This window comes from Bacillus sp. EB106-06-01-XG163 (assembly GCF_058791615.1).
This window is the reverse complement of record NZ_JBYTDS010000001.1, coordinates 402,914-429,671: the sequence shown is the minus strand read 5'-3', so window position 1 is coordinate 429,671 and position 26,758 is coordinate 402,914. Positions and strand designations below refer to the sequence as shown.

At 47.0% G+C, this 26,758-nt stretch carries 22 protein-coding genes, 1 riboswitch and 1 other annotated feature; all 22 genes read left to right on the top strand.

The features are described 5' to 3' along the window. Positions 1-10 precede the first annotated feature (10 nt). Positions 11-985: a phospho-N-acetylmuramoyl-pentapeptide-transferase gene (gene mraY / locus AC3WTF_RS01685; protein ID WP_007409707.1), complete on the top strand. Its 975-nt coding sequence runs from the start codon at positions 11-13 to the stop codon at positions 983-985. Further along, positions 986-2,341 carry a UDP-N-acetylmuramoyl-L-alanine--D-glutamate ligase gene (gene murD, locus AC3WTF_RS01680; RefSeq protein WP_015417422.1) on the top strand — a complete coding sequence of 452 codons (1,356 nt, stop codon included), beginning with the start codon at positions 986-988 and terminating at the stop codon, positions 2,339-2,341. 58 nt (positions 2,342-2,399) lie between these two features. Next, entirely contained in the window at positions 2,400-3,500 is a 1,101-nt protein-coding gene (gene spoVE, locus AC3WTF_RS01675) for a stage V sporulation protein E (protein ID WP_041482433.1), read from the top strand. 116 nt (positions 3,501-3,616) lie between these two features. Continuing rightward, complete coding sequence (murG, locus tag AC3WTF_RS01670) at positions 3,617-4,708, top strand: undecaprenyldiphospho-muramoylpentapeptide beta-N-acetylglucosaminyltransferase (protein ID WP_020955787.1); 1,092 nt, start codon at positions 3,617-3,619, stop codon at positions 4,706-4,708. Between the two features lie 25 nt (positions 4,709-4,733). Next, a complete protein-coding gene (murB, locus tag AC3WTF_RS01665; protein ID WP_007409709.1) occupies positions 4,734-5,645 on the top strand; it encodes a UDP-N-acetylmuramate dehydrogenase in 912 nt (303 codons plus the stop codon). Positions 5,646-5,773: 128 nt separating this feature from the next. After that, the gene (locus tag AC3WTF_RS01660; RefSeq protein ID WP_020955788.1) at positions 5,774-6,562 is read left to right on the top strand and encodes a cell division protein FtsQ/DivIB; all 789 of its coding nucleotides are present in this window, start codon (positions 5,774-5,776) and stop codon (positions 6,560-6,562) included. A gap of 549 nt (positions 6,563-7,111) precedes the next feature. Further along, positions 7,112-8,425, top strand: a complete 1,314-nt coding sequence (gene ftsA / locus AC3WTF_RS01655; protein ID WP_003154425.1) for a cell division protein FtsA — start codon at positions 7,112-7,114, stop codon at positions 8,423-8,425. A 35-nt stretch (positions 8,426-8,460) separates the two neighbouring features. Beyond that, on the top strand, positions 8,461-9,609 hold the full coding sequence (gene ftsZ, locus AC3WTF_RS01650) for a cell division protein FtsZ (RefSeq protein WP_003154424.1): 1,149 nt from the start codon (positions 8,461-8,463) through the stop codon (positions 9,607-9,609). Positions 9,610-9,880: 271 nt separating this feature from the next. After that, a complete protein-coding gene (locus AC3WTF_RS01645) occupies positions 9,881-14,176 on the top strand; it encodes a S8 family peptidase (protein WP_020955789.1) in 4,296 nt (1,431 codons plus the stop codon). Between the two features lie 216 nt (positions 14,177-14,392). Continuing rightward, positions 14,393-15,322, top strand: a complete 930-nt coding sequence (gene spoIIGA, locus AC3WTF_RS01640) for a sigma-E processing peptidase SpoIIGA (protein ID WP_007409713.1) — start codon at positions 14,393-14,395, stop codon at positions 15,320-15,322. Between the two features lie 57 nt (positions 15,323-15,379). Then, positions 15,380-16,099 carry an RNA polymerase sporulation sigma factor SigE gene (gene sigE / locus AC3WTF_RS01635; RefSeq protein WP_007409714.1) on the top strand — a complete coding sequence of 240 codons (720 nt, stop codon included), beginning with the start codon at positions 15,380-15,382 and terminating at the stop codon, positions 16,097-16,099. A gap of 140 nt (positions 16,100-16,239) precedes the next feature. Then, complete coding sequence (gene sigG, locus AC3WTF_RS01630; protein WP_003154420.1) at positions 16,240-17,022, top strand: RNA polymerase sporulation sigma factor SigG; 783 nt, start codon at positions 16,240-16,242, stop codon at positions 17,020-17,022. Between the two features lie 128 nt (positions 17,023-17,150). After that, complete coding sequence (locus AC3WTF_RS01625) at positions 17,151-17,948, top strand: ABC transporter ATP-binding protein (protein WP_007611292.1); 798 nt, start codon at positions 17,151-17,153, stop codon at positions 17,946-17,948. A gap of 4 nt (positions 17,949-17,952) precedes the next feature. Further along, positions 17,953-18,057: riboswitch (TPP riboswitch) on the top strand. Positions 18,058-18,133: 76 nt separating this feature from the next. Beyond that, positions 18,134-19,414, top strand: coding sequence for an acetylornithine deacetylase (locus AC3WTF_RS01620; protein ID WP_492314162.1), 1,281 nt, complete (start codon positions 18,134-18,136; stop codon positions 19,412-19,414). A 60-nt stretch (positions 19,415-19,474) separates the two neighbouring features. Then, a complete protein-coding gene (locus AC3WTF_RS01615; RefSeq protein WP_003154415.1) occupies positions 19,475-19,726 on the top strand; it encodes a YlmC/YmxH family sporulation protein in 252 nt (83 codons plus the stop codon). Positions 19,727-19,880: 154 nt separating this feature from the next. Beyond that, positions 19,881-20,717 carry a peptidoglycan editing factor PgeF gene (gene pgeF / locus AC3WTF_RS01610; protein ID WP_014304972.1) on the top strand — a complete coding sequence of 279 codons (837 nt, stop codon included), beginning with the start codon at positions 19,881-19,883 and terminating at the stop codon, positions 20,715-20,717. Between the two features lie 4 nt (positions 20,718-20,721). Then, a complete protein-coding gene (locus tag AC3WTF_RS01605; protein ID WP_012117511.1) occupies positions 20,722-21,414 on the top strand; it encodes a YggS family pyridoxal phosphate-dependent enzyme in 693 nt (230 codons plus the stop codon). Next, positions 21,411-21,869: a cell division protein SepF gene (gene sepF / locus AC3WTF_RS01600; protein WP_007409719.1), complete on the top strand. Its 459-nt coding sequence runs from the start codon at positions 21,411-21,413 to the stop codon at positions 21,867-21,869. The genes AC3WTF_RS01605 and sepF overlap by 4 nt, the downstream gene beginning before the upstream one ends. Before the next feature lie 6 nt (positions 21,870-21,875). Continuing rightward, on the top strand, positions 21,876-22,154 hold the full coding sequence (locus AC3WTF_RS01595) for a YggT family protein (RefSeq protein ID WP_003154408.1): 279 nt from the start codon (positions 21,876-21,878) through the stop codon (positions 22,152-22,154). Between the two features lie 61 nt (positions 22,155-22,215). Further along, a complete protein-coding gene (locus AC3WTF_RS01590) occupies positions 22,216-22,986 on the top strand; it encodes a YlmH family RNA-binding protein (protein WP_007409722.1) in 771 nt (256 codons plus the stop codon). A gap of 94 nt (positions 22,987-23,080) precedes the next feature. After that, on the top strand, positions 23,081-23,575 hold the full coding sequence (gene divIVA / locus AC3WTF_RS01585) for a septum site-determining protein DivIVA (protein WP_003154406.1): 495 nt from the start codon (positions 23,081-23,083) through the stop codon (positions 23,573-23,575). A 61-nt stretch (positions 23,576-23,636) separates the two neighbouring features. Continuing rightward, positions 23,637-23,865: a binding site (T-box leader), on the top strand. Positions 23,866-23,916: 51 nt separating this feature from the next. Beyond that, on the top strand, positions 23,917-26,682 hold the full coding sequence (gene ileS, locus AC3WTF_RS01580; RefSeq protein WP_020955792.1) for an isoleucine--tRNA ligase: 2,766 nt from the start codon (positions 23,917-23,919) through the stop codon (positions 26,680-26,682). The last annotated feature ends 76 nt before the right edge of the window (positions 26,683-26,758 follow it).

The following is a 26,758-nucleotide window of genomic DNA, read 5'->3' as shown; positions in this document are numbered from 1 at the left end:
GAAAAGAGCAATGCTTGAGCAAGTGATTTTATTTACAATAATAATGGGATTTTTAATCAGTGTTCTGATATCTCCGATTCTTATCCCGTTTTTAAGACGTTTAAAATTCGGCCAAAGTATCAGGGAAGAGGGGCCGAAATCACATATGAAAAAATCAGGGACGCCGACGATGGGCGGGGTCATGATTATTGTATCCATCGCCATTACGGCGATTGTCATGACGCAGAAATTTTCGCATCTGAGCGCGGAAATGTTTCTTCTGCTGTTTGTCACGATCGGATACGGCCTGCTCGGCTTTCTGGATGACTATATTAAAGTAGTAATGAAACGGAATCTCGGATTGACGTCGAAGCAGAAATTGATCGGCCAGATCATTATTGCCATTGTATTTTACGGAGTATATCATTATTGCCATTTTTCAACCGGCATCAGGGTGCCGGGCACACATCTGTCAATCGATCTCGGCTGGGGATACTTTATCCTCGTTCTCTTTATGCTTGTCGGAGGTTCAAATGCCGTCAACCTGACAGACGGTCTGGACGGTCTCTTGTCCGGTACCGCGGCTATCGCATTCGGCGCTTTCGCCATCCTTGCGTGGAACCAGTCACAATATGACGTTGCGATTTTCTCGGTTGCCGTTGTCGGCGCCGTTCTCGGTTTTCTTGTATTCAACGCCCATCCCGCCAAGGTATTTATGGGGGATACCGGTTCGCTTGCGCTCGGAGGAGCGATCGTGACCGTTGCCATTCTGACGAAGCTTGAAATTCTGCTCGTCATTATCGGCGGAGTATTTGTTATTGAGACCTTATCTGTTATCTTACAAGTCATCAGCTTTAAAACGACAGGAAAACGAATCTTTAAGATGAGTCCGCTTCACCACCATTACGAATTGGTCGGATGGTCTGAATGGAGAGTTGTCGTCACATTCTGGACTGCGGGACTGCTGCTTGCCGTTTTAGGAATTTACATCGAGGTGTGGTTATAAGTGGAAAACGAACTTTTTTTGCAAAAACAAAACTTTCTAGTCCTCGGACTGGCGAAAAGCGGATATGCGGCTGCGTCGATTCTTCATGAAAAAGGCATTAACGTCGTCGTGAATGATCAAAAAGCCTTTGAAGAGAACGAACCTGCCCAAAGGCTTGCAGAAAGAGGAATTGAAGTCATCTGCGGTGAGCATCCGACGTCACTTTTTGATCAGCATCACATTACCATTCTGATCAAAAATCCCGGAATCCCGTATGAAAATATCATGGTGGAGGAAGCGCAAAGAAGAGGCATCCCGGTCTGGACGGAAATCGAGCTTGCGTATTATATCACCAATGCAAAATTCATCGGCATTACAGGTTCAAACGGGAAAACAACAACGACGACCCTGATTTATGAAATGCTGAAAGCTGACTCGATAAAGGCGCTGATCGCAGGGAATATCGGCACTGTCGCCAGTGAAGTGGCTTATCATGCTGACGGTGATGAATGGATCGTCACAGAGCTTTCTTCGTTCCAGCTTATGGGGACTCATGCGTTCAGACCTGAAATCGGCCTGATTTTAAATGTGTTCGACGCTCATTTGGATTACCATCACAGCCGTGAAAACTATGAAAAAGCCAAGCAGAACGTGTATCTTCATCAGCTTGAGAGTGATACGGCCATCGTCAATCAAAGCGATGAAACAGTCGTGCGGCTTGCCGAAAGCGGAAAAGCCGGCACCGTTCCGTTTTCAGTTCACCAGGAACTGTCAAGCGGCGCATTCATTAAAGATGGAATGCTGATGTTCGGCGATGAAGCGATTCTGCCTGTTGATGACATCGTACTGCCGGGCGCGCACAATTTAGAAAATATATTGGCCGCTGTAGCCGCGGCAAAAACGGCGGGCGCGTCTAATAAAGCGATTCAGAAGGTGCTGACAAGCTTTACCGGTGTCAAACACCGTCTGCAGTATGTAACTGCGATCCAGAATCGTAGATTTTATAATGACAGCAAAGCGACGAATATTTTGGCCACAAGCAAAGCGCTCTCCGCGTTCAAAGCACCGGTTATTCTGCTTGCAGGCGGACTGGACCGCGGCAACGGTTTTGACGACCTGAAACCGTATATGGACAATGTCAAAGCGGTCCTGACGTTCGGACAGACAGCGCCGAAGATAGAAAAACTGGGCAATGAGCTGGGAATACAACATGTCAAACGTGTCGATAATGTTGAACAAGCAGTATCTGCGGCGTTTGCGCTCTCAAATGAAGGAGACGTCATCCTCTTGTCACCCGCGTGTGCAAGCTGGGATCAGTTCAAAACATTTGAAGAACGCGGTGACATGTTTATAGATGCCGTGCATATGCTTAAGTAAGGGCTTGTCTCTGTTCATCGGCAGCCCTAAATGACTTATGCTTGGGGTGTCGATTGCTTTGACTACTAAAAAAACAGCGCCTGATTTGTTATTAGTTATCATTACGTTATTGCTTTTAACAATAGGATTAATTATGGTCTACAGTGCAAGTGCGGTATGGGCGGATTATAAATTTGACGACTCGTTTTTCTTCGCGAAACGGCAGCTGCTGTTTGCGGGGATCGGCGTCATTGCCATGTTTTTCATTATGAATGTGGATTATTGGACATGGCGCACATGGTCGAAGCTGCTTCTGATCATTTGTTTTTTTCTGCTTGTGCTTGTGCTGATTCCGGGAGTCGGAATGGTGCGGAACGGTTCAAGAAGCTGGATCGGAGTGGGAGCGTTCAGCATTCAGCCTTCGGAGTTTATGAAACTCGCGATGATTGCGTTTCTGGCTAAATTTCTTTCTGAAAAACAGAAGAATATTACGTCATTCAGACGCGGATTCGTTCCCGCGCTCGGAATCGTGTTTTCTGCATTTATTATTATTATGTGCCAGCCAGACCTGGGAACGGGGACGGTAATGGTGGGCACGTGCATCGTGATGATTTTTGTTTCCGGTGCGCGAATCGCTCATTTTGCGTTACTCGGACTCATCGGTTTAAGCGGATTTGCGGCACTAGTTCTGTCCGCTCCTTATCGGATTAAACGGATTACCTCTTACTTAAACCCGTGGGAGGATCCGCTTGGAAGCGGATTTCAGATCATTCAGTCGCTCTATGCCGTAGGTCCGGGCGGTCTGTTCGGGATGGGGCTCGGTCAAAGCCGGCAAAAGTTTTTTTACCTGCCGGAGCCGCAAACCGATTTCATTTTTGCTATTTTATCTGAGGAACTCGGCTTTATCGGCGGTTCGCTCATATTGCTGCTGTTCAGTATTTTATTATGGCGGGGCGTCAGGATTGCCCTCGGCGCGCCGGATTTATACGGAAGCTTTGTCGCCATCGGTATTATTTCTATGATAGCTATTCAAGTCATGATTAATATCGGCGTTGTGACAGGGCTGATCCCGGTAACAGGAATTACGCTGCCGTTTTTAAGCTACGGAGGCTCATCACTGACGCTGATGCTCGCAGCGGTCGGCGTACTTTTAAATGTCAGCCGGTACTCGAGGTATTGATCTGTATCTTGCCTCATCACTCATGATTTATTCGTTATCTATAAAAAAACAGACAACATCAATAACCCTGTCCTAAAAAACAGGGTTATCGCTATGTGATTAAGGGGGACATACGAATGCGTATTGCAGTAAGCGGAGGCGGAACCGGAGGACATATTTATCCGGCCCTGGCCTTTATTAAAGAAGTTCAGCGCCGGCATCCGGATGTGGAATTTTTGTATATCGGAACAGAGAACGGTCTTGAGAAAAAAATTGTTGAACGGGAAAATATCCCGTTCCGCGCCATTGAAATTACAGGTTTCAAACGAAAACTTTCTTTTGAAAATGTAAAAACCGTCATGCGTTTCTTAAAAGGCGTGACGAAAAGCAAATCATATTTAAAAGAGTTTAAACCGGATGCCGTTATCGGTACAGGCGGCTATGTATGCGGTCCGGTTGTATACGCGGCGGCAAAAATGGGAATTCCGACGATCATTCATGAGCAAAACAGCCTGCCCGGCATCACAAATAAGTTTCTCTCGAAATATGTTAATAAGGTAGCAATTTGCTTTGAAGAGGCAAAATCGCATTTTCCTGCTGAAAAAGTTGTGTTTACGGGAAACCCGAGAGCCTCTGAAGTCGTCTCAATTAAGACAGGCCGCTCATTAACTGAGTTCGGGCTGAAAGACAATCAAAAAACGGTGCTCATTTTCGGCGGAAGCAGAGGCGCGGCTCCCATTAACCGTGCCGTTATAGATATGCAGGAAGAATTGAAAACGAGACCTTACCAAGTGCTTTATATTACCGGGGAAGTGCATTACGAGAAGGTAACGGCTGAGCTGAAAGGCGGAAAAGCCGCTGATAATATGGTGACAAAACCGTTTTTGCACCAAATGCCGGAGTACTTACAATCAATTGATGTCATTGTGGCCAGAGCCGGAGCGACGACGATTGCGGAAATCACCGCTCTCGGCATTCCGAGCGTGCTTATTCCGAGCCCGTATGTGACAGCCAATCACCAGGAAGTCAATGCGAAGGCGCTCAGCCAGCATGACGCTGCAATCGTACTGAAGGAAACCGAGCTCACCGGAGAAAAACTGATCGTTGCGCTGGACAAAATCGTCATGAATGAAGAAACCTTAAAAGACATGAGTGAGCGGACAAAATCACTCGGTGTTCCGGATGCGGCAGCCAGACTGTACAGTATCATGGAAGACATAAAAAAATAGAGCAAATGGAATGCGGAGGTTTATGATGGAGAACGTAATTCAGGAATTAAGAGACCGCGAAGTCGGCAAAGTGCTGGAACAAGAACCGCTCGCGAACCATACAACGATGAAAATCGGCGGTCCGGCGGACATTTTAATCATCCCCAACCGTGTGGAAGCGGTCAAAGATATTATGGATATTGTGAAGAAACATGATCTGCCATGGACGGTTATCGGACGCGGTTCAAATCTGCTCGTGCTTGATGAAGGCATAAGAGGAGTTGTCATCAAGCTGGGAGCGGGTCTGGATCATTTGGAGATTGACGGTGATCAGGTGACGGTCGGAGGCGGCTATTCGGTCGTCCGGCTTGCGACTTCCATGAGTAAAAAAGGAATGTCCGGTCTCGAATTTGCAGCGGGCATTCCCGGATCAATCGGCGGAGCCGTCTATATGAATGCCGGGGCGCACGGATCTGATATGAGTGAGATTCTTGTGAAAGCCCGTATCTTATTTGAAGACGGCACAATCGAATGGCTGACAAACGAAGAGATGGATTTCAGCTACAGAACGTCTGTTTTGCAGAAAAAACGCCCCGGCGTCTGTCTCGAGGCAGTTCTTCAGCTTGAGCAAAAGGAACGGGAAGCCATTACGGCGCAAATGCAGCAGAACAAAGATTACAGAAAAAACACTCAGCCGTATTCAAGCCCATGCGCCGGGAGCATATTCAGAAATCCGCTGCCGGATCATGCCGGAAACCTCGTTGAAAAAGCGGGATTAAAAGGACATCAGATCGGCGGAGCAAAAGTGTCCGAAATGCACGGGAATTTTATCGTCAATGCCGGCGGAGCGACTGCCAAGGACGTTCTCGACCTGATTGAATATGTGAAAAAGACAATCCGTGAGCAGTATGATGTTGACATGCATACAGAAGTTGAAATCATCGGAGGGAATCGTTAAAAGGTTCTCTGATTACGTGAGCTCATGTGATATACTTTTAACAAATGTCAAACGGCATCACAGCATGCCGTTTGTTTTTCAATCAGACGAATGTCAAGCTGTTTCATTCTTAGTGAGGTGGACAGGCAGTGAACCCAAATCATGAAAGAGAAAAAATTGTAAATATTGAAGAGCGGATTCCGAAAATCAAAGAGCAGCGGAAGCAAAAAGCAAACCGCCGGCTGATTTCATTCATTGTGCTCTTTTTTATGATGGTGCTGATCATCGTGTACTTGCAGATGCCGATCAGCAAAGTGTCTTCTGTCACCGTTTCCGGAAACGAAAACGTGTCTGTAAAAGAGATCAACGCGCTTTCTGATATACATAACGGACAAACCGAGTTCTGGAGTCTGAACAAGAAAAAAACAGAAGAAAAGATTGAGCAGAATAAGCTGGTGAAAAAGGCGGAACTTTCAAAAGTATTTCCTAACAAAGTCAGCATTCACATTGAAGAATACAAGACGATCGCGTATCTGCAGCGGCATGATGTATATTATGAAGTGCTCGAAAACGGCACTGTGCTGCCGAACGAAGTCACGCCGGATGACGCGGGCCCGATTTTGGTTGACTGGACAAACGCGAAAAAGCGGGTCAAAATGGCGGAGCAGCTTGATAAGCTTTCCGGTTCGCTTAAGCAGTCGATTTCTGAAATCTATTATACACCGGTAAAAATGGATCAGGACCGGATCAAGCTGTATATGAACGACGGGTATGTAGTTACCGCTTCTATTAAAACGTTTGCCGGCCGGATGAAGACCTATCCTTCTATCGTTTCCCAGCTGGACGGCGGGAAAAAGGGGATTATCCACTTAGAAGTCGCTACGTATTTTGAAGAATTTAACAAAGGTAAATCCGGCAAGAAAAAAGAAAATGATTAATAGTTCTAAAGAACTAATTTAAAGGTGATTCAAAAGAATCTATTGCGATCAGCGGGGCAGCCGATATAACCGATAGCGGAATCATTATGACTATGTTTGTTTTTGTCCGGTATATGGCTGCCGGACAAGCGGAAAATTCTCAATGCAATGGGCGTGTCTTCTGCAGTGAGCATTGCATTTGGAATTTTCCTCCTGTTTCTTCTTTTTTCGGATGTTTCTGGCAATATCTATAGCTTTTCTGGAGGTTCATCTTAGTGTAGACTAATGGAAAGCGGGTATATTTGCATCTGGTTTGCACAGTATGGCACCGTGACAGGAAATCTTACGGTAAGGTGGGCCGTCTCTAAAAAAAATAAAAAAAATACGATATAAAAGAGGATATACATAGAATATAACGAATAGTTTCATTAAACATAAATTGTGAGAAATCAGATAAGAATTTGTTGATGCTGTTGTTTTTGTTACACACTTGTAAAGCCACATTCATTGTATTGTTGTTCCGCAAATAATAGAATAGAATTTGATCGAAATGTGAGGAGGTGCCATAGAATGAACAACAATGAACTTTACGTCAGTCTTGACATCGGTACGTCCAATACAAAAGTGATCGTCGGAGAAATGACAGATGATTCCCTTAACATTATCGGAGTGGGAAATGTACCGTCTGAAGGGTTGAAAAAAGGCTCAATCGTTGATATAGATGAAACCGTTCATTCTATAAGAAAAGCGTTTGACCAAGCTGAAAGAATGGTAGGTTTTCCGCTGAAAAAAGCCATTGTCGGCGTTAATGGAAATTATATTCATATTCAAGATACGAACGGCGTTGTCGCTGTTTCCAGTGAAAACAAAGAAATTCACGTTGAAGACGTCCGCAGGGTAATGGAAGCGGCACAGGTCGTGTCAGTTCCGCATGAGCAGCTGATCGTAGACGTCGTTCCGAAACAGTTTATCGTTGACGGAAGAGACGAAATTACCGATCCGAAAAAAATGCTCGGCGTGCGCCTGGAAGTAGAAGGCACGCTGATTACCGGCTCCAAAACGATCTTACATAACTTACTTCGCTGTGTGGAGAGAGCGGGCGTTGAAATTACTGATATTTGCCTGCAGCCGCTTGCGGCCGGTTCGGCGGCTTTATCAAAAGACGAAAAAAACCTCGGAGTCGCCATGATTGATATCGGCGGCGGCTCGACGACGGTGGCGGTATTTGAACAGGGACACCTGAAGGAGACAGCCGTCATTCCGCTCGGAGGCGAAAACATCACGAAAGATGTATCGATCGGATTGCGCACTTCCACCGAAGAGGCTGAAAGAGTAAAAAAACAATTCGGACATGCATTCTACGATGAGGCTTCAGAAGATGAAGTATTTGAAGTCACCGTCATAGGAACGAATCAAAAGCAATCTTTTACACAGCAGGAAATTGCCAATATTATTGAAGCAAGAGTGGAAGAGATTCTTGAGATTGCCGCAGCCGAAATTGAGCATATGGGAATTACAGATCTGCCCGGCGGCTTTGTGCTGACCGGCGGACAGGCCGCAATGCCCGGAGTGCTTTCATTGGCACAGGAAGTGCTGAGGCACAATGTAAGGGTCGCAAGCCCGAATTATATCGGTGTAAGAGACCCTCAGTATATGACGGGTGTCGGCTTGATACAATTTGCCTGCCGAAATGCCAGAATTCAGGGAAGAAAAATAGGCTTTCATATGCCGGAAGAAGCCGTGCAGGAAATCGCGGTCTCTCACGAAGAAGAACATCATCAGCGGCCAGAGGCGCAGCAGCGTCCAAAAGCAAAACAAAAAACACAAGCCGAACACAACAAACCGAGCAAAATGAAAAAACTATTAAGCATGTTTTGGGAATAGATTGATAGTCATTCGGCAGATTAGGAGGATTTAGCATGTTGGATTTCGAAACAAACATAGACGGCTTAGCATCAATTAAAGTAATCGGAGTAGGAGGCGGCGGTAATAACGCGGTCAACCGAATGATTGAAAATGAAGTGCAGGGTGTAGAGTACATTGCGGTAAACACGGACGCGCAAGCTCTTAACCTGTCAAAAGCGGAAGTGAAAATGCAGATCGGGGAAAAGCTGACCCGCGGTCTCGGAGCGGGAGCGAATCCGGAAGTCGGCAAAAAAGCCGCTGAAGAAAGTAAGGAACAAATCGAAGAAGCGCTAAAAGGTGCTGACATGGTGTTCGTTACAGCCGGAATGGGAGGCGGTACCGGAACGGGAGCCGCACCGGTTATCGCGCAAATCGCAAAGGACTTAGGCGCTTTGACTGTCGGTGTCGTAACAAGACCGTTTACATTTGAAGGAAGAAAACGTCAGCTGCAGGCTGCAGGCGGTATCACGGCAATGAAAGAAGCCGTTGACACACTGATCGTTATTCCGAATGACCGCATTCTTGAAATTGTCGATAAAAACACACCGATGCTTGAAGCATTCCGTGAAGCTGATAACGTGCTTCGCCAAGGGGTGCAAGGTATCTCTGACCTCATCGCGACGCCTGGTTTAATCAACTTGGACTTTGCCGATGTCAAAACCATCATGTCCAACAAAGGTTCAGCATTGATGGGTATCGGGATCGCTACGGGCGAAAGCCGTGCTGCTGAAGCCGCCAAAAAGGCGATCTCCAGTCCGTTACTGGAAGCGGCAATCGACGGAGCGCAAGGTGTTTTGATGAACATTACGGGAGGTACAAACCTGAGCCTCTACGAAGTGCAGGAAGCAGCCGACATCGTCGCTTCTGCATCCGACCCTGATGTCAACATGATTTTCGGTTCAGTTATCAATGAAAATCTGAAAGATGAAATCGTCGTCACCGTTATTGCGACCGGTTTTATCGAACAGGAAAAAGATGACTCAAAACCGCAGCGTCCGACTTTAAACCAAGGATTGAAGTCTCAAAGCCAAAACGCTGCGAAACGTGAGCCGAAACGAGAAGAAACACAGCATCAAAACACGGTGAACCGCCATACATCACAGCCGGCGGATGATGCCCTCGACATTCCTACATTTTTAAGAAACCGCAACAAACGCGGCTGATGTAAAAAAGGACAAGACCACATGGTTTTGTCCTTTTTCTTTTGTGCACAGTCTTCCTTCCTATCCCCATGATCTATACAGTGAAAAAAGAAACTTTATACCTATGACGAATTGATTGTTTTTTAGTTTCATACGGCTTTCTACAGAATGCGACAATATCTGGATGGAAGATTGTCTACATTTAACGTACAGCATCGAAATGACAAACGATTCCAATTATGAAGGAGGGATACACATTTTATAGGGCGTTACCAAATAAGGGGGGATACGATTGAAGAAAAAAACAAGAAACAGATGGACAGGCTCCGTTTTAAGCGCGATTGTCGTCAGTTCCCTGTTGTTTCCGGGTGCAGCCGGAGCGAACAGCACACCGGGGGCAGTTTCTTTCACCAAAGATCTTTCTTCCTCTAAGAGCATTCAGCATAAGATTTCCGATTCAGTCAAGAAGCGTTTTGAAAAAAATGATAAAGTCACGTTTCTTATCAAATTTAAAGAGAAAGCCAATACGAAAAAAGCGGTCAAAGAAGCAGAAAAAAACGCCAAGTCTCAATCGCTTTCCGCAGCAAAAACCGAATATCAAAAGCGGTCAGCCGTCGTTTCTTCTTTAAAGCTGGCGGCTCATGATGCGCAGCAGAATCTGAAAACATATTTGGAAAAACAAAAAAAGAAAGGCAAGGCTGATCACATCCATTCCTATTATATTGTTAACGGAATGGCAGTCACTGCTTCGAAAGAGGTAATGGAAAAAGCCGCCTCATTTCCTGAAGTAGAAAAAGTTCTTCCGAATGAAAAACGTCAGCTTACTCAACGACAATCAAAAGCTCCTTTTCAAATGAAGAAAAAACAAAAAGAGATCAAAGCAAAGGAAGGCATCGAATGGAATATCAGCCAAATTGATGCGCCGCAGGCCTGGGCTTCAGGATACGACGGAACCGGCACGGTTGTCGCCTCCATTGATACGGGAGTTCAGTGGGATCATCCGGCGCTTAAAGAAAAATACCGGGGTTACGATCCTGAAAATCCCGCAGCGCCGAATCATGAAATGAACTGGTATGATGCCGTGTCCCATAAAGACGCTCCCTACGATGATCTTGAACACGGCACTCATGTAACAGGGACCATGACGGGTTCAGAACCTGACGGCTCAAATCAAATCGGTGTGGCTCCGGGGGCGAAATGGATCGCAGTAAAAGCATTTTCAGATGACGGAGGAACTGATGCCGATATTTTGGATGCCGGTGAATGGGTGCTCGCGCCTAAAGATAAAAACGGCACGCCGCATCCCGAGATGGCGCCGGATGTTGTCAATAATTCCTGGGCAGGCGGTTCGGGAATGGACGAGTGGTACCGAGATATGGTGAATGCGTGGAGAGCGGCAGGGATTTTTCCGGAATTCTCTGCGGGAAATGAAGACTTATTTACACCGGGAGGACCGGGTTCAATCGCAAATCCGGCCAATTATCCTGAAGCATTTGCGACAGGTGCGACTGACATCGACAAGAAACTCGCTGATTTCTCACTGCAAGGCCCCTCACCGTATCATGAAACAAAACCGGACATTTCGGCTCCGGGAGTGAATATCCGTTCTTCGATTCCTGGAGGAACATACGAAGGCGGGTGGGACGGAACTTCAATGGCCGGGCCGCATGTGGCGGCGACGGCGGCTTTGTTAAGGCAGGCGAACGCCTCTATTACGGTCGATGAAATGGAAGACGTTTTGACGCGCACCGCCGAAAAGCTGACAGATTCCGTTTTTCCGGAATCACCGAATAACGGTTACGGCCACGGTCTCGTTAACGCTTTTGATGCCGTTTCTGCCGTAACGGACGGAATCGGAAGCGTAGAAGGCAAGGTCTCTTCTGCGGGCGAAGATCACAATCCGCCCAGCTTTCACCATGAACCGGTCTCAGCGGCTTACAAAGGGGCACACCTTCCGTTAACGGTTACAGCAGAAGACGATGTAAGTGTAACTGAAGTCATCCTTTCCTATCAGTTTGATGAAGGAAAGTGGAAAACGACAGCCGCCGTTCAAAAAAGCGGTGATGAAAAAAAGGGAACATACCAGGCGGAGGTTCCGGATGTAACGGGAAGCAAGGTAAGTTATAAATGGACCATAAAAGATTTCGGAGGTCATTCTGTAGAATCTGATACGTACCGGGCTGACGTGAAACCGAGCATTACGGCGGGATACAAAGAGGATTTTGAATCACAGCCGGCGGGCTGGTCCAGTTACGGGACACACGACCAATGGGAATGGGGTATCCCGGGTTCAGGGCCCGGCGCCGCATTTTCCGGAGATAAAGTGTATGCGACGAATCTGTCCGGCCCTTATGCCGATTCAGCCAACATGAATTTGGTGATGCCTCCGATTCAAGTTCCGGAAACAGGACGGCTGTTTTTGCAATTTAAAAGCTGGCACAAGCTCGAAGAATTTTTTGATTACGGGTATGTGTTCGTTCTTCCGGAAGGAAAATCAAATTGGGAGCAGGCGGCCGTTTACAATGGTGACTCCGCAGGATGGAACGATGAAGAGGCAGATTTATCTGCGTATAAAGGCCAAAACATAAAGCTCATGTTTAATATGCAGTCAGACGAAGTACTCAATGAAGACGGATGGTATATCGATGATGTCCGGCTTTCAAGCAGCCCTCTCGGCAAGGCGGCTAAAAAAAGTAAACACAATAGACAAACACCTCCCGGCCACCTGAAGAAAAAAGCCGTCAGTCCGAAACAGGCCAAACCGGCAGTGAAATCACCCGGAAAAAGAGTAAAACGTGAAACAAACCTCCTCCCTCTCAGAGCGCAAATCAGTGTCGCCGAGACGGGGAAATCCGTATATTCCGACCCTGCAAGCGGAAGCTACAGCCTGTCGCATAAGGCGGGAAGCTATACGCTGAAAGCCGAGGCTTACGGATTTAAGTCCGCTTCGAAACAAGTTTCTATTCAATCAGACAAAACCGCACAGGCAGACTTTACACTGGAGCAAATGCCGTCCGGCACGCTAAAAGGAACCATCACCAGTCAGTCCACAGGCGAACCGGTAAAAGGGGCTGCGCTTTATGTGGCCGAGGATGCCGCAATTGAACCGGCGGTGACAAACGATAAAGGGGAATATTCGCTTAAGGCGTACGAAGGCTCCTACACAATCAAAGTAGCGGCAAAAGGCTTTTACAATAGCGAATTTTCCGTTGACATCAAAGGAGATGCTGAAAAAAACGTCAAGCTTAAGCCGTATATCGGTTATGAAGGGGAAATTGCCTATGATAACGGGATGGAAGAAGCCGCGCTGTCATATTTTAAAGCCGGCAGCAAATCTGCCGTAAAGATGACGCTTAAAGACGGAAAAGAACACGGTATGCTGACGGGAGGCCTTTTTAAATTTTGGGGCGCCGACTGGCCTGATCCGGGCGGTACCGAATTCCAAGCAGAAGTATATGATGCATCCGGCCCTGATGGAGCTCCGGGCAGCAAAATTGCCGGCCCGTTCCAAGCTGAAGCGCTTCGAAACGGCGAATGGACCAAAGTGGATCTCAGCTCAAAAGGAATCGCGGTCGGAAAGGATTTTTATCTTGTGTTCCGCCAGACGAAACCCGATCCTTATACACCTGCCCTGTCATCTGATGACGGCAGTCCGTACTCGAACAGAAACTGGCAATACCTCGACGGCCGCTGGTCTAAAACCGATAAATCAGACGGAAACTTTATGATCAGGGCTTTGGTCGACTACGAAGCTTCTGTGCCTGAAATAACGTCGCCTGAAGACCGGTCATTTACAAACAAGAGGTCAATCACGGTGAAAGGAACGGCTTCACCAAAAACCGCTGTCCGTCTTACCAATAACGGTAAAACCGCCGCAGAAACGAAAGCAGATGCAGACGGCAATTTCCAGGCCGGCGTCACACTCACTGAAGATGCCAATCGGCTGACGGCGGCATCTGTGACAGACAGCGGGTCAACCGATGAGTCACGCCCTGTCACGGTCATACTGGATGAGGATAAGCCGGATGTGACGATTGACAGTCCGGCAAACGGTGATAAAACAAATAAAGAAGCAGTGACCGTAAAAGGAAAAGTGCACGACGCCCATTTAGAATGGGTAAAGGTGAACGGAAAAAAAGCTGAAGTAAATAACGGTTCTTATCAAGCGAGAACCCTTCTGGAAAACGGCAGCAATGAGATCAAGGTCACGGCCTCAGATGAAGCGGGTAACAAAACAACGAAAAAGACGGTAATCGATGTCAATTACAATGCTCCCGTCATTTCCGGATTGGTTCCCGGAGCGGATAAGGAATTAAAAGCCGGAGAATCAGTGAAAATCGCTTTTTCAAGCGGAAAGAAATTAGACGCTTCCTTCGTTATCCGTCTGCCTCTGACAAACGCCCGGGCAGGGAGCCAAAACGCAACAGAGCTTCCGCTGAGAGAAATTTCTCCGGGACGATATGAGGGTTACTGGACGGCGACCTCTTCCATCAAAGCAAGCGGAGCAAAAATTGACGTTATCGCAAGAGATGACTACGGAAATGAAACGAGACAGACGGCTAAAGGAAAACTTTATATCAATGAGTAAAAACAGAGCGCTGCCAGATCACGGCAGCGCTTTTTTAGTTGAAACGGACAATAGGAAAGCAACCCTTTCGGCCCTCGACAAATAAAACGGTTATCCCTTAAAAATTGTACTTTACCCTCAACATTAATTGACAGACTTTCCCACAGAGCTTGCTTTATACTTATGAAACAAGAGAGAGAAACAGATAAGTAAGACAAAAGAGGAAAGGGGTCAGATGTGAAAATCTATCTGGATGTCATTTGGCTGTTGAACTTTTGTTTTGATTCTCTTTTGCTTTTATTGACCGCCTTTATTTTAAAACGCCAGGTAAAAAAAAGAAGAGTGGCCGCCGGCGGTTTCATCGGGTCAGCCATTGTGCTTCTGATGTTTACGCCTGTTTCTCCCTTTGTGGAGCATCCGGCGGGAAAAATGGCGTTTTCAGTAGTCATCGTGCTTACGGCTTTTGGCTTTAAACGGTTCCGATACTTTTTTCAAAATTTGTTCGCCTTTTATTTCGCGACTTTTCTCGTCGGCGGGGGAATGATCGGCGTACATTCCCTGCTGCAGACAGAATCAATTGTGCAGCAAGGGGTAATGGTCACAAGCCAGACCGGATTCGGCGACCCGATCAGCTGGATGTTTGTAGTTATCGGATTTCCGGCCATATGGTTTTTCTCGAAAAAGAGAATTGAAGACATCGAGACGAAGTCCATTCAGTACGATGAACTTGTCATGGTGCAGGCGGAATTCAGCGGACAGACAATCCGCGCGAAAGGATTGGTGGATTCCGGGAATCAGCTGTATGATCCGCTGACGAAAACGCCGGTCATGATCCTTCACATTGACAAATTCGCTCTGATTCTCAGCGAAAAGGAAACGGACCTCATCAAATCCGCCAGTCCGCTTGAAGTGATAGAGCAGCTTGATGATTCGTTCCGCCATGCGGATAAGCTGAGGCTGATTCCATACAGGGGCGTCGGCCAGGACAATCAATTTTTACTCTGTTTAAAGCCGGATTACGTCACGATTTTAACAAAAGACGAAATGATCGCTTGTGAAAAATGCCTGATCGGCATCAGCACAAAACCATTATCCGCGGACGGTGAATTTGACGGAATCGTTCATCCGAAGATGCTGACAGGGAAGGCTGTAAAACATGTTTCCTGACGAAAAGTCTGTTATTCATCATACTCAAAACGCGTTGTATTTAGAAGGGGGAGGAAGATGAAAAAACTTAAGCTGCGTCTGACATATTTGTGGTATAAATGGCTGATGAAACTCGGACTGAAAAGCGATGAAGTGTATTACATAGGAGGAAGCGAGGCGCTGCCGCCGCCTTTGTCTAAAGAAGAGGAGCAGGTGCTCTTATTAAAGCTGCCGAGCGGGGATCAGGCGGCGCGGGCCATCCTGATTGAGAGAAACTTACGTCTTGTCGTTTACATTGCCCGCAAATTCGAAAATACCGGCATCAACATCGAGGACTTAATCAGCATCGGCACCATCGGTTTGATCAAAGCGGTAAACACTTTTAATCCGGAAAAGAAAATCAAACTCGCCACCTACGCGTCGCGATGTATCGAAAACGAAATTTTAATGTACTTGCGCCGAAACAATAAAATCCGTTCAGAGGTGTCCTTTGATGAACCGCTGAATATTGATTGGGACGGAAACGAGCTGCTGCTTTCGGATGTGCTCGGCACAGATGATGATATTATTACAAAAGACATTGAAGCCAATGTGGATAAAAAACTTTTGAAAAAAGCGCTTGAGCAATTAAACGAAAGAGAAAAGCAGATTATGGAACTGCGTTTCGGGCTTGTCGGAGAAGAAGAAAAAACTCAAAAAGATGTAGCCGACATGATGGGGATTTCACAATCTTATATCTCCCGGCTCGAAAAGCGGATTATCAAAAGACTGAGAAAAGAGTTTAACAAAATGGTGTAAAATTTTTTCCATCTGACAGCCCTTACTGCCGCAAGGATTGCCGTCGCCGGATGTTTATTTCTGTAAAATGGCGGTGCATATTTTTCCCACCCGAGGAGATACTTAACGTTGTACAGCAGCTCCTAGTGGGAGGGAAAAACGTGTCAAGAAATAAAGTCGAAATTTGCGGGGTGGATACCTCCAAATTACCGGTGCTCAAGAATGAAGAGATGAGAAAGCTGTTTAGGCAATTACAGGATGAGGGCGATGATTCAGCGAGGGAAAAGCTTGTAAACGGCAATCTGCGCCTTGTCTTAAGCGTCATTCAGAGGTTTAACAACAGAGGAGAGTATGTTGATGACTTATTTCAGGTCGGCTGCATCGGACTAATGAAATCCATTGATAATTTTGACCTAAGCCATAATGTTAAGTTTTCAACATACGCTGTACCGATGATCATCGGAGAAATCCGCAGATATTTGCGGGATAACAATCCGATCCGCGTCTCGAGGTCGCTTCGCGATATCGCATATAAAGCGCTTCAAGTAAGAGAGCGGTTAATCAGTGAGACAAGCAGGGAGCCGACAGCAGAGGAAATCGCCAAAGTTCTTGAAGTGCCCCATGAAGAAATTGTGTTTGCCCTTGACGCCATCCAGGATCCGGTTTCACTGTTTGAGCCGATTTATAATGACGGCGGCGATCCGATTTACGTGATGGACCAGATCAGCGATGAGCGCAATAAGGATACACAATGGATTGAGGAGCTGGCTCTGAAAGAAGGCATGAGAAGACTGAACGAACGGGAAAAAATGATTTTGCGAAAGCGCTTTTTCCAAGGGAAAACCCAAATGGAAGTCGCTGAAGAAATCGGCATATCCCAAGCTCAGGTCTCAAGGCTTGAAAAGGCAGCCATTAAACAAATGAATAAGAATATCCATCAATAACGGAAAAAGCCTTTAAACCTTGTTTAAAGGCTTTTTTCATGCGATGGTTTACGTTTGCAAAAAAGTGATGTATTCTAATGTGTAAAAGTTTTTAGAAAATTTAAACAAAGTAAACGGGGGAAACTGCAATGATTTTACAGCTGGACAGTGTGTCATTAAAAAGAAACGGGAAATGGATTTTGAAAGATATCAACTGGCGCGTCGAGAAAAACGAAAATTGGGTGCTGTACGGATTAAACGGAGCCGGAAAAACGGCTTTGCTGAATATGTTATGCTCTTATTACTTCCCCACTTCAGGAGAGATGCAGGTGCTCGGCCATCAATTCGGCAAAACAGAGCTCGGTGACAGGCTCAGAAGGAAAATTGGCCTTGTTTCGGCAGGTCTTCAGCACAAATTATATGCCGCGGACTCCGCTTTTGAAATCGCCCTCAGCGGCGCGTACGCCTCAATCGGGCTGTACGAAACTCCGAGTGAGCAGGTAAGGGAAAAAGCGATCGGTCTTCTGAAGGATTTGGGTGCCATCGGTTACGCCGACAGACGGTATGAAACATTATCACAAGGGGAAAGACAGAGAGCGCTGATTGCGCGGGCGCTTATGGCTGATCCGGAACTGCTGATTTTGGACGAACCCGTGACGGGTCTTGATTTTATGGCAAGGGAGCAGCTGCTGGACACGATTACGTCGATCGCCGAAAAAGAAAATGCGCCGTCCATCCTTTATGTCACCCATCACGCTGAAGAAATTCTGCCGGTATTTGATCAGGCGCTGCTTTTAAAACAGGGCGAGGTGTTCGCCTCCGGGAAAATCAGGGACATGCTTTCTGACGAGCGGCTTACAGCGTTTTTCGATATGCCTGTCAATGTCTTATGGAACAATGGCCGCCCGTTTTTAACACGTGCAAAAGAGGCATCATCCGTAAAATAACATAAATTCACCCTGGGGGTGCTGCCATGCGGCTGAGAGAGACGTTGTCTCAACCCTTAAAGGACCGGATCCGGATCATGCCGGCGGAGGGAAGCGGTGAAAAAAGCGGAGGAAGACCCGTTTTTTACCCGTTTCATTTCATGAATGAAACGGTTTTTTTGATACAGCCAAAGGGGAGATTTCCAATGCATCAGATTGATATGCTGTTACACCAGGCGGAGAAACGGCGGCACGACTTCATACATATTGCTGAAAGATTGATAGCCTTTCCGACTCCGGCCCCGCCAGCAAGAAATACGGCAGAAGCCCAAAAGTGGGTGGCCGGCTTTTTAAAAGAAACGGGCTGCTCGGTCGATATGTGGGATGTGTATCCGGAAGACCCGAATGTAGTCGGTGTTTTAAAAGGGACAGATTCAAGCAGGCATCAAAGCCTGATTTTAAACGGACACATTGATGTGGCAGAAGCCGGGGGCGAAGACTGGCACTCTGACCCGTTTCAGCCGCACGTAAAAGATGGCATGCTGATCGGAAGGGGCGCCGCTGATATGAAAGGGGGTTTGGCGTGTGTTCTCTTCTCTCTGAAGCTGATCCATGATGCCGGCATTGAGCTTCCGGGCGACCTCATTGTACAGTCTGTAATCGGAGAAGAAGTCGGTGAGGCGGGGACGCTGGAATGCTGCAAACGCGGCTATCACGCGGATTTTGCGGTTGTCGCGGATACGAGCAGCCTGCATATTCAAGGGCAGGGCGGTGTCATCACCGGCTGGATAGAATTGAAAAGCAAACAAACATTTCATGACGGCATGAGGCGCAATATGATTCATGCGGGCGGAGGCACATTCGGAGCGAGCGCCATCGAAAAAATGGCGAAAATCATCGCTGCCTTGGGAGAGCTGGAGCGCCACTGGGCGGTAACGAAAAGCTATCCCGGTTTTGCGCCCGGCACCAATACGATCAACCCTGCCGTCATTGAAGGCGGAAGACACGCAGCGTTTGTCGCCGATGAATGCCGGTTATGGATCACCGTCCACTTTTATCCGAACGAAACGCACGAACAAGCAGCCGCAGAAATCGAAGACTATATTAATCGTGTCGCTGACAGTGATCTGTGGCTCAAAGAAAACAGGCCGGTGTTCAAATGGGGCGGATCTTCGATGATTGAAGACAGAGGAGAGGTGTTCCCGGCGCTGGAAATCGACCCGGATCATCCGGCAGTTTCTGTCTTGGCTGCATCACACTCAGCCGTCAGAAAACAGGAGCCCGTCATTGATGTTTCCCAAACCGTAACTGACGGAGGGTGGCTTTATCATGCCGGGATTCCGAGCGTCATATACGGTCCCGGCGATTTAAAAAACGCCCACTCCGTAAACGAGGAAGTGTCCGTTGATGAGCTTATGGACTATACGAAAATTATGCTGAGATTTATCCTCGCCTGGTGCAGCCGCAAAAAAGATTGCCCGATGTGACAAGGTTCAGCCCGGCCGTTCATATAATAGGAAAAAGAACGGGCAAAGGGCGTGATACGCATGATCAGCATATCTGAATTTCAAATAAAAGATGTGGTAAACGTGTCGAACGGAAAAAAACTCGGAAGCATCGGTGATATTGATATTAACGTGACAACGGGAAAAATTCAGGCGATTATTTTAGGCGGCAGCGGAAAAGTTCTCGGTTTTTTCGGAAAAGAAGAGGAAATGATCATTCCTTGGCGAAATATAGTTAAAATTGGGGAAGATGTCATCTTAGTGCGTGTAAACGAACCAAAGGGGGGAGCGTAATCCTCCCTTTACTTGTAAAAAGCCGGAAATCTCAATGTTTCCGGCACATTTATTTATCTCATTTTTCAATCAGCCGCTAAACGTATGCTTAAAATTGTGTTAAAATGAGTGGGAAATTACGCTTTTTTAATGTTTGTCGAAAGGTTGGATCTCCATGAATACATATCACCCGTTTAGTCTTACCACCCCCTCGGCACTCATGATAGAAGACTGGAACTGTGTGAATCAGCTTAACACAAAGGTCATCGCCGGATTCACAACGAAAAACGGCGGGGTCAGCAATCCTCCGTATGAGTCATTAAATACCGGATTGCACGTCCGGGACGAAGCTCATGATGTTGTGACAAACCGTGAAGTCATAGCGTCCTTATGCGGTACTGATCTGGATTCCTGGGTGTTCGCCGACCAGACACATGAAAACCGCGTCCGGCGCGTGACAGCCGGGGATAAAGGAAAAGGAGCGAGAGACTATTCTTCCGCATTCCGCGGGACGGACGGGCTCTACACGAAAGATGCGAATCTTTTTTTGGCCCTTTGTTTTGCGGACTGTGTGCCCTTGTATTTTTATGACCCGGTGAAATCCATTATCGGCGCTGCCCATGCCGGATGGAAGGGGACGGTCAAACAAATCGGACGCATCATGACGGAACGCTGGGTAAACGAAGAAGGCTCCCGTTTAACAGATATTCAGGCTGTCATCGGTCCGTCCATCAGCGCGGGAAGCTATACAGTCGACGACCGCGTCATCAATGAAGTGCGGGCGCTGCCTTTTACGGCTGAATCCGCCATATGCGAAACGGAAAAAGGCCAGTATCAGCTTGATTTAAAAGAGGTCAACCGTCTTCTTCTGATACATTGCGGCATTCCGGAAGAAAACATTTCAGTCAGCGGTTTATGCACCGAACGAGAGCGTGAACTATTCTTTTCACACCGCCGCGACAAAGGGAAAACGGGACGCATGATGTCCTTTATCGGAATGAAGGAGGCGTAAGATCTTGCGTGTTGCTGATCAATTACGACATATAAACGAAAGAATAAACGAAGCATGTAACAGATCGGGCCGAAGCCCCGAAGATGTTACCGTCATCGCGGTTACAAAATACGTATCAGCCGAAAGGGCTCAAGAGGCCGTTGATGCCGGTATTACAAGTCTGGGAGAAAACCGGGATGCCGAGCTTATCCATAAGCAGGAAGTCATCAAAGGCAGCCCGGAGTGGCACTTTATCGGCAGTCTTCAGTCCAGAAAGGTGAAGGCCGTCGTTGACCGTGTATCTTATATTCATTCCTTAGACAGACTGTCATTGGCAAAAGAGATTGAAAAACGGGCGCAGCATGCGGTTCGCTGTTTTGTGCAGGTGAATACTTCGCTTGAGCCGTCTAAGCACGGTTTAAAAACAGAGGAGGTCATCCCCTTTATCAGAGAGCTTTCTGAGTTTAGAAACATTTCTGTAGAGGGCCTGATGACGATGGCTCCCCTGACAGACGATACAGAAACGATCAGAGCCTGCTTCCGGCAATTGCGTGATCTGAGGGATCAGGTGCAAAAACTGAATCAGACAAACGCACCGTGCCGGGAACTGTCAATGGGCATGTCAAATGATTATGAAATCGCTGTTGAAGAGGGCGCAACTTTTATCAGAATCGGCTCTTCATTAGTCGGAAATGAACCGGGGGGTGTAAACAAATGAGCATGAAAAATAAACTGAAAAACTTTTTCTCAATGGATGAGGAGGAGTACGAGTACGAATACATTGAAACGGAGCAGGATCATCCGGAAGAGCATGAACAGCAGAAAGATAAACAGCCTGCTTACGCTCAGAAGCCGCAGGGCAAGCAGAACGTAGTAAGCTTGCAAAGTGTTCAGAAATCCTCTAAAGTGGTGTTGAGTGAACCGCGTGTATATGCGGAAGCGCAGGAAATCGCCGATCATTTAAAGAACAGGCGGGCGGTTGTCGTCAATCTGCAGCGCATCCAGCATGATCAGGCGAAAAGAATCGTCGACTTTTTAAGCGGTACCGTCTACGCCATCGGCGGCGACATTCAGAGAATCGGTTCAGATATTTTTCTGTGCACGCCTGATAATGTCGACGTTTCCGGCACGATTTCGGAGCTTATAAATGAAGACGAACATCAGAGGTGGTAAAGCAGGATGATTCTTTATCAAATTTTTTCCGTTCTGAGTTATTTAATTTACATCTACTCGTTTGCCCTGATCATCTATATCTTTATGTCATGGGTGCCGAGTACGAGAGAAACGGCGGTCGGACGGTTTCTCGCAGCGATTTGCGAACCGTATTTAGAGCCGTTCAGAAGGATCATTCCGCCCATTGCCATGCTGGATATATCCCCGATTGTAGCGATTATCGTGCTTCGGTTTGCCACGACGGGACTTTGGGGCCTATACCGCATGATCGCAATGTATACTTGAATGCGACAGTTTGATACGGGCTTGGCACCAGCCAAGCCTCTTTACATAGAAAGGAAAGAACATGAGCGATATTTACCAGCACTTCAGACAAGACGAGCGGCCTTTTATTGATCAGGCGCTTGAATGGAAACAGATTGTCCTGGACCAGTATCGGATGAAGCTGACTGATTTCTTAGATCCCAGAGAACAGGTCATTGTAAAAGCCGTTATCGGCGACGCCTGCGGTCTTGCGTTTTTCGGAGGATATGACAGAGCTGAGCGCAAACGCGCGATTTTATACCCTGAATATATGGAACCTGAACAGGATGATTTTGAGCTTCGGGCTTTTGACGTTCAATACGCTGAAAAATTCGTCAGCATTGACCACCGCTCTCTTCTCGGATCATTAATGGGGATCGGCTTAAAGCGGCAGAAATACGGCGATCTGATTTTCTCTGAGGAAGCCGTGCAGTTGATCGTCTCCGGTGAAATCGCCGATTTTGTCAGCACTCAGCTGACCAAGGCGGGCAAAGCGCCGGTAAAGCTTGAGAAAATCGAGCTTTCCGCTCTTCACATTCCCGCTTCAGATGTCGAAATAAGGGATGACACGGTTTCTTCATTGCGTCTCGACGCCGTCTGCGCTTCAATGAGCAGGCAATCCCGGCAGAAAGCGCAGGCGCTTGTGAAAAACGGGCTCGTTAAGGTGAATTGGAAAGCCATTGAAGATCCGTCTTATCAGGTTGCTGAAGGGGACATGCTCTCGATTCGCGGCTTCGGACGATGCAGTTTGGCGAAAGTTGACGGAAAAACGAAAAAAGACAAATGGAAAGTTACATTTGAACGGCAAAAATGAGTCGTTTTTTCAGTTTTTTTCTCCATCTGTGCCGTATTTGTTTTATAATGTGAACTAGATAACCGTACTGAAATGTAAAAATGGAGGTGGCAATATGCCATTAACGCCGAATGATATCCATAACAAAACGTTTACAAAAGGTTTTCGCGGATATGATGAAGATGAAGTAAATGAATTTTTAATGCAGGTCAGAAAAGATTACGAAATCGCACTCCGTAAAAAAACGGAGCTTGAGGCGAAAGTGAACGAGCTGGACGAAAAAATCGGCCACTTTGCCAATATCGAAGAAACGCTGAATAAATCAATTCTCGTAGCCCAGGAAGCCGCAGAAGACGTAAAGCGCAACTCGCAGAAAGAAGCGAAGCTGATCGTCCGTGAAGCAGAAAAAAATGCTGATCGCATCATCAATGAGTCGCTTTCCAAATCAAGAAAAATCGCAATGGAAATCGAAGAGCTGAAAAAACAGTCTAAAGTCTTCAGAACACGTTTCCAAATGCTGATTGAAGCGCAGCTCGACCTGCTGAAGAACGATGATTGGGATCATCTGCTGGAATACGAAGTCGACGCGGTATTTGAGGAAAAAGAATAATTTTCTGATTTTCTTGACATTCTCCGGCCCGTTCGAATATAATACGTTCATAAATTCAGATGAAAAGACGATTGAAAGGGACCGGCATGACTCAAAACAGGCTATAAAGCGACCCGGGGAAGGTGAAAGCCCGGGATGGCCGGAATCATGCAGATCAGCCCTTTAGTTTCCTTTCTGAACCGAGAGTAGGAAAGGACGTTCCATCACGTTACGATGTTCGAGAGGAAAAGACGGATGATCCGTTTTTTCTAAAAGGGTGGTACCGCGAGATAAGCTTTCTCGTCCCTTATGGGATGAGAGGGCTTTTTTTATTTTCTGAAAAATGTTGTGGAGGAATGAAAATGGATTACAAAGATACGCTGTTAATGCCGAAAACAGATTTTCCGATGCGCGGAAATCTGCCGAATCGTGAGCCGGACATGCAAAAAGACTGGGAGGAGCAGGACATTTACCGTCTTGTTCAAGAACGGACGAAAGACCGCCCGAAATTCGTACTGCATGACGGACCTCCTTATGCAAACGGAGACATCCACATGGGCCATGCCCTGAACAAAATCCTGAAAGACTTCATCGTCCGCTATAAATCAATGAGCGGCTACAACGCACCGTACGTGCCGGGCTGGGATACGCACGGACTGCCGATTGAAACGGCGCTGACGAAAAACAAAAAAGTAAACCGGAAAGAAATGTCCGTCGCTGATTTCCGCAAGCTTTGCGAAGATTATGCATGGCAGCAGATCGAAAGACAGCGCGAACAATTCAAGCGTCTCGGCGTCAGAGGCGATTGGGAAAACCCGTATGTCACGCTTCAGCCTGAATTTGAAGCGCAGCAGATCCGCGTTTTCGGCGAGATGGCGAAAAGAGGCTATATTTATAAAGGTCTGAAGCCGGTCAACTGGTCGCCTTCAAGTGAATCTGCCTTAGCAGAAGCGGAAATTGAATATCAGGACAAACGTTCCGCGTCTATTTATGTTGCGTTTAAGGTGAAAGACGGTAAAGGCGTTCTGGAAAACGGAGAAAGCTTCATCATCTGGACGACGACGCCGTGGACGATGCCTGCCAACCTCGGAATTTCCGTTCATCCTGATCTTGAGTACAATGTCATCAAGGTTGGAGACAAGCGTTATGTAGTGGCTGCTGAACTGATCGAAAACGTAGCGGAGGCATGCGGCTTTGAAAATCCTGAAGTTGTCGCATCATATAAAGGCAGAGAATTAGAATACATCACTGCAGAACATCCGCTGTACGGCAGAGATTCACTCGTCATGCTCGGTGACCACGTCACAACCGATGCCGGAACAGGCTGTGTTCATACTGCCCCGGGCCACGGGGAAGATGACTTTATCGTCGGCCAAAAGTACGGCTTAGAAGTACTGTGCCCTGTTGATGAAAAAGGAAACATGACCGACGAAGCGCCGGGCTTTGAAGGAATGTTTTACGATAAAGCCAATAAACCGATCACGGAGAAGCTTGAAGAAAACGGCGCGCTCTTGAAACTCGAGTTTATTACACACTCCTATCCGCATGACTGGAGAACGAAAAAACCGACCATCTTCAGAGCGACAGCGCAATGGTTTGCGTCAATTAAAGATTTCAGATCCGATCTGCTTGATGCCATCAAACAAACGAAGTGGGTGCCGGAGTGGGGCGAACAGCGCCTTTACAACATGGTGCGCGACCGCGGTGACTGGTGTATCTCAAGACAGCGCGTCTGGGGCGTTCCGATCCCGGTATTTTATGCAGAAAACGGTGAGCCGATCATCACTGACGAAACGATTGAACACGTGTCTGAGCTGTTCAAACAGCACGGCTCAAACGTCTGGTTTGAAAGAGAGGCAAAAGACCTTCTGCCGGAAGGATTTACACATCCGGGAAGCCCGAACGGAATCTTCACGAAAGAGCAAGACATTATGGATGTGTGGTTTGATTCAGGTTCTTCCCATCAGGCTGTTCTTGAAGAACGTGATGATCTTGTCCGTCCGGCTGATTTATACCTTGAAGGCTCTGACCAATACCGCGGCTGGTTTAACTCATCTCTTTCCACCGCTGTTGCAGTCACCGGCAAAGCGCCGTATAAAGGCGTATTAAGCCACGGATTTACACTTGATGCAAACGGCCGTAAAATGAGTAAATCACTCGGCAATACGATTGACCCGACAAAAATCGCAAAACAGCTTGGAGCTGAAATTCTGCGTTTATGGGTATCTTCCGTAAACTATCAGGCCGATCACCCGGTTTCTGAAGATATTCTGAAGCAGGTCGCGGAAGTATACCGGAAAGTCCGCAACACGTTCCGCTTCCTTCACGGCAACCTGTTCGATTTCAATCCAAGCGTCAATGCCGTTGATGTAAAAGATCTCCGCGAAGTGGATCAATATATGCTGATCAAGCTGAATAAGCTGATCGATAAGGTGAAAAAAGCGTACGATGAATATGAATTTGCGGTTGTTTATCACAGCATTCACAATTTCTGTACGATCGAGCTCAGCTCCTTCTATCTTGATTTTGCAAAAGATGTTGTGTACATCGAGCATGCGGATCATCCGGACCGCCGCAGCATGCAGACCGTCTTTTATGAAACGCTGCTGGCGTTAGTGAAGCTGACGGCGCCGATTCTCCCGCACACGGCGGATGAAATGTGGTCTCACTTATCATTTGTTGAAGAAGCGAGCGTGCAGCTGACAGATATGCCGGAAACCATTGCTGTTCCGGACAGTCAAGCGATAGAAGAAAAATTCGACCGCTTCATGGAGCTTCGAAACGACGTACTGAAAGCTTTGGAAACAGCCCGTAACGAAAAAATTATCGGAAGATCATTGGAAGCGAGCCTGACTTTGTATCCGAACAAAGAAAACCGCGACCTCTTGTCATCCATTAAAGAAAACATCGCGCAGCTGTTTATCGTCTCAGAACTGACAGTAAAAGACGAAAGTGAAGCGCCGGAAAACGCGCAAAGCTTCACAACAGGAAAAATGACCGTAGAAAAAGCGGAAGGCCAGATGTGTGAGCGTTCCCGCGTAATTTCTAAAGATGTCGGAGCCAATCCGAAATATCCGACATTATCACTGCGCAATGCGGAAATCGTTGAAAAATATTATCAAAAATAATGAATGAGAAAGCGCCCGGTGACAGCCGGGCGCTTTTTTTACATGCCACTAATGTCATCGATTAGAACGACAGGAA

Bases quoted from the DNA above. Each gene is read 5' to 3' on its own strand.
- AC3WTF_RS01625 (WP_007611292.1), top strand. From the start codon at position 17,151: ATGATTTTACAGCTGGACAGTGTGTCATTAAAAAGAAACGGGAAATGG.
- sigE (WP_007409714.1), top strand. From the start codon at position 15,380: ATGAAAAAACTTAAGCTGCGTCTGACATATTTGTGGTATAAATGGCTG.
- ftsZ (WP_003154424.1), top strand. From the start codon at position 8,461: ATGTTGGATTTCGAAACAAACATAGACGGCTTAGCATCAATTAAAGTA.
- AC3WTF_RS01595 (WP_003154408.1), top strand. From the start codon at position 21,876: ATGATTCTTTATCAAATTTTTTCCGTTCTGAGTTATTTAATTTACATC.
- murB (WP_007409709.1), top strand. From the start codon at position 4,734: ATGGAGAACGTAATTCAGGAATTAAGAGACCGCGAAGTCGGCAAAGTG.
- sepF (WP_007409719.1), top strand. From the start codon at position 21,411: ATGAGCATGAAAAATAAACTGAAAAACTTTTTCTCAATGGATGAGGAG.
- murG (WP_020955787.1), top strand. From the start codon at position 3,617: ATGCGTATTGCAGTAAGCGGAGGCGGAACCGGAGGACATATTTATCCG.
- divIVA (WP_003154406.1), top strand. From the start codon at position 23,081: ATGCCATTAACGCCGAATGATATCCATAACAAAACGTTTACAAAAGGT.
- ileS (WP_020955792.1), top strand. From the start codon at position 23,917: ATGGATTACAAAGATACGCTGTTAATGCCGAAAACAGATTTTCCGATG.
- pgeF (WP_014304972.1), top strand. From the start codon at position 19,881: ATGAATACATATCACCCGTTTAGTCTTACCACCCCCTCGGCACTCATG.
- AC3WTF_RS01590 (WP_007409722.1), top strand. From the start codon at position 22,216: ATGAGCGATATTTACCAGCACTTCAGACAAGACGAGCGGCCTTTTATT.
- AC3WTF_RS01620 (WP_492314162.1), top strand. From the start codon at position 18,134: ATGCATCAGATTGATATGCTGTTACACCAGGCGGAGAAACGGCGGCAC.
- AC3WTF_RS01615 (WP_003154415.1), top strand. From the start codon at position 19,475: ATGATCAGCATATCTGAATTTCAAATAAAAGATGTGGTAAACGTGTCG.
- ftsA (WP_003154425.1), top strand. From the start codon at position 7,112: ATGAACAACAATGAACTTTACGTCAGTCTTGACATCGGTACGTCCAAT.
- mraY (WP_007409707.1), top strand. From the start codon at position 11: ATGCTTGAGCAAGTGATTTTATTTACAATAATAATGGGATTTTTAATC.